Annotated in this window: 7 protein-coding genes; 4 read left to right on the forward strand and 3 right to left on the reverse strand. The window is 72.2% G+C overall.

From position 1 onward, the window contains the following. Window positions 1-67: 67 nt before the first annotated feature. The gene (locus ACFWFI_RS38020; RefSeq protein WP_387399618.1) at window positions 68-757 is read right to left on the reverse strand and encodes a hypothetical protein; all 690 of its coding nucleotides are present in this window, start codon (window positions 755-757) and stop codon (window positions 68-70) included. A 299-nt stretch (window positions 758-1056) separates the two neighbouring features. On the opposite strand from ACFWFI_RS38020, the gene aac(3) reads away from it, so the two are divergent. Then, window positions 1057-1926 carry an aminoglycoside 3-N-acetyltransferase gene (gene aac(3), locus ACFWFI_RS38025; protein ID WP_387399621.1) on the forward strand — a complete coding sequence of 290 codons (870 nt, stop codon included), beginning with the start codon at window positions 1057-1059 and terminating at the stop codon, window positions 1924-1926. Window positions 1927-1939: 13 nt separating this feature from the next. Here aac(3) and ACFWFI_RS38030 read toward each other — a convergent pair whose 3' ends face one another. Together ACFWFI_RS38030 and ACFWFI_RS38035 are read right to left on the reverse strand one after the other, a co-directional pair. After that, window positions 1940-2806 (reverse strand): AraC family transcriptional regulator, encoded by an 867-nt coding sequence (locus ACFWFI_RS38030; RefSeq protein WP_387399623.1) that lies wholly within the window; start codon window positions 2804-2806, stop codon window positions 1940-1942. A gap of 104 nt (window positions 2807-2910) precedes the next feature. Continuing rightward, the gene (locus ACFWFI_RS38035) at window positions 2911-3528 is read right to left on the reverse strand and encodes a TetR/AcrR family transcriptional regulator (RefSeq protein WP_387399624.1); all 618 of its coding nucleotides are present in this window, start codon (window positions 3526-3528) and stop codon (window positions 2911-2913) included. A 149-nt stretch (window positions 3529-3677) separates the two neighbouring features. On the opposite strand from ACFWFI_RS38035, the gene ACFWFI_RS38040 reads away from it, so the two are divergent. From ACFWFI_RS38040 to ACFWFI_RS38050, 3 genes are all read left to right on the forward strand, one after another. Continuing rightward, on the forward strand, window positions 3678-4970 hold the full coding sequence (locus tag ACFWFI_RS38040) for an MFS transporter (protein WP_387399626.1): 1293 nt from the start codon (window positions 3678-3680) through the stop codon (window positions 4968-4970). Between the two features lie 8 nt (window positions 4971-4978). Next, window positions 4979-5941 carry an alpha/beta fold hydrolase gene (locus tag ACFWFI_RS38045; protein ID WP_387399628.1) on the forward strand — a complete coding sequence of 321 codons (963 nt, stop codon included), beginning with the start codon at window positions 4979-4981 and terminating at the stop codon, window positions 5939-5941. A gap of 163 nt (window positions 5942-6104) precedes the next feature. Next, window positions 6105-8339, forward strand: a complete 2235-nt coding sequence (locus tag ACFWFI_RS38050) for an MMPL family transporter (protein WP_387399630.1) — start codon at window positions 6105-6107, stop codon at window positions 8337-8339. Window positions 8340-8380: the final 41 nt, after the last annotated feature.

The following is an 8380-nucleotide window of genomic DNA, read 5'->3' on the forward strand; positions in this document are numbered from 1 at the left end:
CCGCAGGTCCTGCCGGTGCTTGCCACCGGGCCGCACTGCTGCCCGACCGGGCCCTGTCGTCGACCCGTCAGGCCTTGCTGGTGCAGATCGCGTCGTACGGGCGGCCGGGGCTCGGGAAGAGCTCGATGGGGTTGTCCGCGCCCGCCGGGCACTCCTCGGCGGTCTTGGTCAGGGCGAGGACCTTGTTCCCGCCCGTCGCGCAGGCCACTTCCTTCGCCTCGTCGTCCACGCAGTCCCCGACCACGAGCTGACCGCCGCCCGCGCCCGCGTCACCGGGGTGGTCGTCGGAGAGGTTGCGGCCGCAGATCGTCTTGCTCGGGAGGCCGCCACTGGCGTCCCCGCCGAAGGACACCTTCACCGAGATGATCTCGTCGGTACCGGCCGGGCACTCGACGGCCCCGGCGAAGAACTCGCCGTCCTTGACCTCGAGAGCCTTGATCGTCGCCTTGGGGTCGTCGCAGTCGAGGGGCTCGAAGCCGTCCTTCGACTCGCTGGTGTCGGGTCCGGCGCAGTCGCCGACCTTCCAGTCCTTGGCCTCGTGGCTGCCTCCGCCGCCGTTCGACGACCCGCTGCGGCCCTTCGACGACCCGCCGCCGTCCGAGAACGGGCCGCAGGCCGTGGTGGCTCCGAGCACGAGCGTGAGCATCAGGACGCCCTTCGCGCAGCCCTGGAGGACCGTGCGACCGCCACGCGCCGACGGGGAACCGGTGCCCCTCGGGCGGCTGTTCCTGGGTCGCGTACTGCCGTGGACGGACATGCTGCTCCTTGGATACATGGCGTGTCCCGCACGGCACCCGCTGTGACCCGTGCGGTAGTTCGGGCGTGAGGACGGCCGAATCGAGCGACACGGTTCCCGGAGTCTGTGGATTGTCTGTGAACGACGCGGAGCCGGGACCGGCCGCCGGTGCCGGGGCCTCTCCGTCCGCGCGGCGTCGTGCGCGCCCTGTGTCTTCACCCTGCCGTCACGGACGGGGAAGGCCCGCCACTTGCCCGCGGGCCGTGCCGCTCCCCGCCCGCGAAAGGCTCCCGGGCCGCGCGAGCGGTACCGTCGCTCCCATGGACGAACCGCCCCCGGACCATGCGGCCTTGCTCGCGCGCGGCGACGGCCCCGTCACCCGCGGCCGGCTCCTCCGCGACCTGACCGCGCTGGGTCTCGTCGAGGGTGACACCGTGATGTTCCATACGCGGATGTCCGCCGTCGGATACGTGGTCGGCGGCCCCCCGACCCTCATCGGCGCCCTCCGCGACGCGGTGGGGGAGCGGGGGACCCTGATGGTGACCTGCGGCTGGAACGACGCCCTGCCGTACGGCTTCTCCGGCTGGCCGCAGCCCTGGCAGGACGCCGTACGGGCCGAACCCTTCGCGTACGACCCGGTGCTGAGCGAGGCGGACCATGACAACGGCCGCCTCCCGGAGGCGCTGCGCCGGTGGCCGGGAGCCGTCCGCAGCCGGCACCCCGACGTGAGCTTCGCCGCGCTCGGCGCGGCGGCCACCGAGCTGACGGCCGATCATCCGTGGGACGACCCGCACGGCCCCGGCAGTCCGCTCGCCCGGCTGGTCGCCCTGGGTGGCAGGGTGCTGATGCTGGGCGCACCGCTGGAGACCCTCACCCTGCTGCACCACGCCGAGGCGCTCGCCGACGCGCCGGGCAAGCGTTTCGTGGATTACGAGCAGCCGGTCCTGGACGGAGGCCGGCGCGTCTGGCGCCGCTTCCGTGACATCGACTCGTCGAGGGGAGCCTTCGACTACTCCTCCGTCACGCCCGTGGGCCAGGACCCGTTCGAGACGATCGTCCGGGACATGCTGGCCGCCGGGATCGGATGCCGGGGCAGGGTCGGCGCGGCCGACAGCCACCTGTTCGAAGCCGGTGAGGTCCTGGACTTCGGCCTCACCTGGATCGGGGAGGGGCTGGGCGGCTCCCGGTAGTGGCCGGCGCCCCTCAGACGGCGGACCGCTCCACGGGGATCCACAGCTCCGCGTCCGCCTGCGCCCCGTCCGGGGAGAGCCGCACGCTCAGGATCTCGGGCCCCGGCCTGCTCCCGTAGGGGTTCGACGGGAACCACTGTGTGAAAACGTCCCGCCACAGGTGCTGGAGCGCCTGCGGGAAGGGGCCGGAGTCCTCGAAGACGGCCCACATTCCGGCCGGGACGTCCAGGGCGTCCATGTCCTCGGGCACCTCGGCGCTCGTCACCACCCCGTGGTAGTAGTCGAGTTCGGTCCCTTCCGCCCGGCTGGGGTCGAGCTGGTCGCTGACCCCGACGATCCCCGCCGGGTCCTGGTCGGCGAGTGCGGCGATGCGCCGCATCGTTTCGGGGGCGATGCCCCGGATGAATCCGGCGATCGCCGGATTCATCCCTTCGTGGACGAGCGGTACGCGGGCCTTCTTGCCGACCACTCGGAAATCGGCCTTGTCCACGATCCTGTATCGCATGCTGCTGCTCCCTTCGATGATGAGGCGGAAGGACATCTGGGGCTGGGAGTGCAGCGCCGCACCGGTGCGCCGGGCCTCGCCCGGACCCACACCGTGCACGGCGCGGAACGCACGGGCGAAGGCCTCGCCGGAGCCGTAGCCGTAGCGCGTCGCGATGTCCAGCAGCGTCCGCTCACCGGCGAGCACCTCGGCGCCCGCCACGGTCAGCCGTCTGCGCCTGATGTACTCCGACAGCGGGAGGCCCGCCAGTGCGGAGAACATCCGCCGGAAGTGGTACTCCGACGTCACCGCGATGCGCGCGAGACCGCCCACGTCGAGCGGCTGGTCGAGGTGGGACTCGATGTGCTCCATGGCCTGGTTCAGCCGGTCCAGCATCCCGGACTCCTTCCCTTTCGCTCTCTCACGTTAGGAAGGACCCACCCTGCCGGACCCGACATCCTGTGCCCGATGCGGTGGGGTGGGCAGGGGTCTCCGGCAGGTCAGTCCGCGGTCCGGCCGGTCCGCGCCCGCGCGAGGGTGTCCGCCACGGTGGTGCAGGCGATGCGGGCGACGGCGCGCAGGTCGTCGAGTGGCATCCCGGCGCGGCTGAGCACGGCCAGTGACTGGTGGACCGCCACGACGTACGTGGCGAGGTCGTCCAGTTCCTCGCTGTTCTCGGTGTCCGCGCCGGAGCCCGACAGTGCGGCACGCAGGCGGTCCCGCTGCCTGCCGAGCAGTGCCCGCACATGGGCCCGGCTCTCAGGGCTCAGCGTGGCGGCCTGGGTGGCCGACTGCGCCATGAGGCAGCCGTCGGGCACCGCGGGGTCGGCGATGCGGTCCAGTACGACGCCGAAGAACGCCTCGACCGCGCCTACCGGGTCATCCGGGTGGTCGGTCAGCGCCTTCTCGTACTGCTCGCCGTACGTGGAGGAATAGCGGTCCAGGGACTGACGGAACAGTGCGTCCTTGCCGCCGAAGGTCCCGTAGAGCGACCCGCGGCCGAGGCCGGTTGCCGAGCTCAGCAGGTCGAGGGAGGCATCCGCGTATCCGCGCTGCCAGAAGACGTGCATCGACCTGACCAGGGCCTCGTCGACGTCGAACTGTTTTCGGCCTGCCATGTCGCACCTCTCCTCACCGTGCTGCTCCAGCCACTCTAACGCGTTCCTGGACCGATCGGTCAAAGTAGGCGGCAATGTTGGACCGATCGATCCAACATGCTGTTACGGTGATGTGCATGCCCTTCCTTCTGCGAGAGGAGGCGCCGCCCATGCAAGGCGACACCACCCCGGACCCCACCACCGCGACCGATATCCGGCCGACGGCCCCACCCTCACGCCTCGGCTTCTGGCTGACGGCCGTGGTGTACGGCCTCGTCATGCTCGGCGGCACCCTGCCGGTGCCGCTGTACGCCTTCTGGGCCCCGCGCATGGGCTTCGGCCCCTTCACGACGACCCTGATCTTCGCCACGTACGCGCTCGGCACGGTGCTCGCGCTGATGGTGTTCGCCTCCCTGTCCGACCGGGTGGGCCGACGGCCGCTGCTGGCATCGGCCCTCCTCGTGGCCGCCCTGAGCACGGTGCTCTTCCTGCTCGCGCAGGACACGGGGACGCTGCTCGTGGCGCGGTTCCTGTGCGGGCTCTCCACCGGTGTGTTCACCGCCACGGCGACTGCGGCTCTCGGCGAGCTCGCGGGTTCCCGGCACGCCGGCCGCGCGTCGGTCGTGGCCACCGCGGCGAACATGGGCGGCCTCGGGCTCGGCGCCGTCGTGGCCGGGGTCTTCGCGCAGTTCGGCGCGGACCCCACGCATCTGGTGTTCTGGGCCTACCTCGTCGCCCTGGTCCCGGCGGCGGCCGCCCTCGCGCTCGTACCGGAGACCGTCCTCGTGCGCCGGCGTCCCACGCTGTCCGTGCGCCGTCCGGCCCTGCCCGACGTGAGCGGGGGGCGTGCGGAGTTCCTGCGCGCCGCAGCAGCCGTGTTCGCCGCGTTCGCGGTGAGCGGTCTGTTCTCCTCACTCGTCCCGTCCTTCCTGCGCGTGCAGTTGCACGTCCACTCCGCCGCAGCCGTGGGCGGTGAGGTCGCACTCCTCTTCGCCGTCGCCCTGATCGCCCAACTCGCGGCTCCGGCGACGTGGTTGTCGCGGCGGTGGCCTGCGCCCACAGCGCTCCTCGCGGGCGTCGCCGTGTTCGAGACGGGTCTGTGGGCGCGCTCCCTGCCGACGTTCGTCGCCGGGACGGTCCTGGCGGGCATCGGCATCGGTCTGTCCTTCCGCCGCGGTGTCGCCGTCACCCAGCGCCTCGCCGACCCGGCACACAGGGCCGACCTCCTCGCGACGTACTTCCTCGCCGCCTACGCCGGAACGACCATCCCGACGCTGGCCCTCGGAGTCCTCACCCAGGCGATCAACCAGGACGTCGCGACGCTGCTTCTCGCAGCCGCCGTCGGCGCGGTGACCGTCACCACCCTGTGGGGCGCCCCGCCGGGCCCGCAGCCCTCCACGCCGGTGGACTCCGCCCGCGCCGGCTCCCGTACATCCGCCTCCACATCCGCTCCCGTGAAATGAGGACTCGCATGATCACCCCTCCGACTGCCCCGACCGCCCCGGCCGTCCCCCAGGGCCCCGGCTCGGTGTCCGGTGCGCCGCAGCTCCCCCCGGGGTTCGCCGACACCTTCACCAGCCGTTACGTCGACACCGGCGAACTCCGCATGCACGCCGTCGTCGGCGGTGACGGACCGCCGCTGCTCCTCCTGGCGGGCTGGCCCCAGACCTGGTACGCCTGGCGGCTCGTCATGCCGGCGCTGGCGGCGCACCACCAGGTCGTCGCGGTGGACCCGCGCGGCGTCGGGCTGACCGACAAGCCCCGGGACGGCTACGACACCGGCACGCTCGCCGACGATCTGGTGGCTCTGATGGAGGCGCTGGGACACCGGCGCTTCGCCATGGTCGGCCATGACATCGGCATGTGGACCGGCTACGCCCTGGCCGCAGACCACCCGGACCGGCTCGAACGGCTGGCCGTCGCCGAGGCCGCCATCCCCGGTCTGTCCCCGTCCCCGCCGCTCTTCGGGAGCGGAGAGGCGAACGACCGGCTCTGGCACTTCGGCTTCAACAGGCTGGCCGGGGTCAACGAGGAGCTGGTCCGGGGGCGCGAACACCTCTACTTCGGCCACCAGTTCGCCTCGAAGGCGGCGACTCCGACCTCGCTTCCGGAGCACGCCGTGAACCTCTACATCGAGACCCTCGCCGCCGATCCCGAAGCCCTGCGCGCCAGCTTCGCGTGCTACCGGGCCCTGGACGTGACGATCGGGCAGAACGAGTCGCGGGCGCGGAGCCGGCTGACGCTTCCGGTCCTGACCATCGCCGGGGCGCAGTGCTCGGGCGACATGGTCGGCGCCACCATGCGGATCGCCGCCGACCACGTGGACAGCGTGATCCTGCCCGACTGCGGCCACTACCCGGCCGAGGAGGCGCCCGAGGCCATGCTGGCCGCGCTGACGCCGTTCCTCACCCCGCACACGGACGCACAGCGGTGACCACGTGCACGGGCCTCCTCCGGGCTCCTTCTTGAGGAGGAGGCCGGTGCACCGCTCATGCGATCGCACCAGGCGGAAGTGACGGTAGGGGCACGACGCCTGGGAAGCCCCGTTTCGCGAGTCTTGAGCAGTACCCCACATCGGATGCGGAGATCTCAGACTCGTGGCTACCTTCCTGTATCGCATGGGCCGCGCCGCCTTCCGGCGCCGCTGGCTCGTGGTCCTGCTGTGGGCGGTGGTCCTCGGCGCCGTCGGGGCCGGTGCCGCCAAGGCACCCGGCGCCGGTGACGAGGGCACCTCCTTCATGCCGGGCATCGAGGCCCAGAAGGCCTTCGACCTCATCGAGGAGCGCTTCCCCGGCTCGGACGCCGACGGCGCCGACGCACGCATCGTGTTCATCGCCCCCGACGGGCAGAAGGTGACCGCGGCCGACCACCGTGCCGCCATCGACTCGCTGGTCGAGGAGGCCGCAGAACAGCCCCGGGTCGCCGGTGCCGTCAGCCCCTTCCAGGCCGACGCGGTGAGCAAGGACGCCTCCACGGCGTACGCCACCGTCAGCTACAAGGTCACGGCGGACGACCTCACCGACGCGGACAAGAAGGCGCTGGAGAGCGTCATCGACGAGGCCCGCGACGCCGGCCTCACCGTGGAGGTGGGCGGCACCGCGCTCGCCACGCAGCCGGCGGCGGGCGGGGCGGGCGAGGCCATCGGCATCGGACTCGCCGCCGTGGTCCTGCTGATCACCTTCGGTTCCGTCGCGGCGGCCGGGCTCCCCCTGCTCACCGCCGTCATCGGCGTCGGGGTCAGCATGTGCGCGATCCTCGCCCTCGGCAGCACCCTCGGGCTGTCGATGACCACCGGCACGCTCGCCTCGATGCTCGGCCTCGCCGTCGGCATCGACTACGCCCTGCTCGTGGTCTCCCGCTACCGGGAGGAGCGGGAGAGCGGACACGAAGCGCGGGAAGCGACGGCGCTCGCCGTCGGCAAGGCGGGCTCGGCCGTCGTCTTCGCCGGCCTCACGGTCGTCATCGCGCTGGCCGGGCTCTCCGTGATCGGCGTACCGATGCTGACGAAGATGGGCCTCTGCGCCGCAGGGGCCGTGGTCATCGGTGTCCTGGTCGCCCTGACGCTGGTGCCCGCACTGCTCGGGATGTGGCCGGACGCCGTCCTGTCCCGGAAGGCGCGGCGGCGCGCGGCCGGTTCCTCCGCCGGGCGCCCCGCCCGCACCGGGGACAACGGAGGCACCCGGTGGGCCCGGTTCGTGCTGCGCCGCCCGGTGGCGGTGCTGCTGGCCTGCGTCGCCGGCCTGGGCGTGCTCGCCCTGCCCGCCGCCGACCTGCAGCTCGGGATGCCGGGCGACGAGGCCAAGCCGGTCTCCTCGACGGAGCGGCGCGCCTACGACGCGCTCGCCGACGGCTTCGGCGCGGGCTTCAACGGTCCGCTGACCATCGTCAGCGACGTCGGCGGTGCGGGGGACCCGAAGGCCGCCGCTGCCACGATCGCCGAGCAGATCAAGGGCACGGACGGCGTGGTGTCCGTATCCCCGCCGCAGTTCAACCCGGAGGGCGACGCCGCGATCTTCTCCGTCGTTCCGTCTACCGGGCCGAGCGACGGGACCACCAAGGACCTCGTGCAGACCATCCGGGCGGAACGCCCCGGTCTGGAGGGCGAGACCGGGGCGACCTTCGAGGTCACCGGCTCCACCGCGATGAACATCGACATCGCCCAGGCCCTGCAGGACGCCCTGGTGCCCTACCTGATCGTCATCGTGGTCCTGTCCCTGGTGCTGCTGATGATCGTCTTCCGCTCCGTGCTGGTGCCCGTCAAGGCCGCCGCCGGATTCCTGCTGTCGGTGCTGGCGTCGCTCGGCGCGGTCGTCGCCGTCTTCCAGTGGGGCTGGGGCGCCGATCTGCTGGGGGTGGAGCAGGCCGGGCCGATCATGAGCCTGATGCCGATCTTCCTGGTGGGCATCGTGTTCGGTCTGGCCATGGACTACGAGGTGTTCCTCGTGGCCCGGATGCGCGAGGCGTACGTCCACGGGGAGCGCCCCGCGCAGGCGGTGGTGACCGGCTTCCGGCACAGTGCCCGTGTGGTCGCCGCCGCGGCGGTGATCATGATCGCGGTCTTCTCCGGGTTCGTCGGATCGGGCGAGTCCATGATCAAGACCATCGGCTTCGGTCTCGCAGTCGCAGTGCTGTTCGACGCCTTCGTCGTCCGCATGGCCTTCGTGCCCGCCGTCCTCGCCCTGCTCGGGCACCGGGCGTGGTGGCTGCCCCGATGGCTCGACAGGGTTCTCCCCCACGTCGACGTCGAAGGCGCGAGCCTCACCGCGCGGCCCGCCGAGGCCGCCGACGCAACGGTCGGCGGGGCACGAGAGCAGGAGCCCGTCCGCACCTGACGCGGACCGACAGCAGTGTGAGCCGCGGCGCCGTGTACGAC

Origin of the sequence: Streptomyces sp. NPDC060209 (assembly GCF_042728155.1) — a bacterium.
GTDB lineage: Bacteria > Actinomycetota > Actinomycetes > Streptomycetales > Streptomycetaceae > Streptomyces.

Bases quoted from the DNA above. Each gene is read 5' to 3' on its own strand.
- ACFWFI_RS38020 (WP_387399618.1), bottom strand. From the start codon at position 757: ATGTCCGTCCACGGCAGTACGCGACCCAGGAACAGCCGCCCGAGGGGC.
- ACFWFI_RS38030 (WP_387399623.1), bottom strand. From the start codon at position 2,806: ATGCTGGACCGGCTGAACCAGGCCATGGAGCACATCGAGTCCCACCTC.
- ACFWFI_RS38035 (WP_387399624.1), bottom strand. From the start codon at position 3,528: ATGGCAGGCCGAAAACAGTTCGACGTCGACGAGGCCCTGGTCAGGTCG.
- ACFWFI_RS38040 (WP_387399626.1), top strand. From the start codon at position 3,678: ATGCAAGGCGACACCACCCCGGACCCCACCACCGCGACCGATATCCGG.
- ACFWFI_RS38045 (WP_387399628.1), top strand. From the start codon at position 4,979: ATGATCACCCCTCCGACTGCCCCGACCGCCCCGGCCGTCCCCCAGGGC.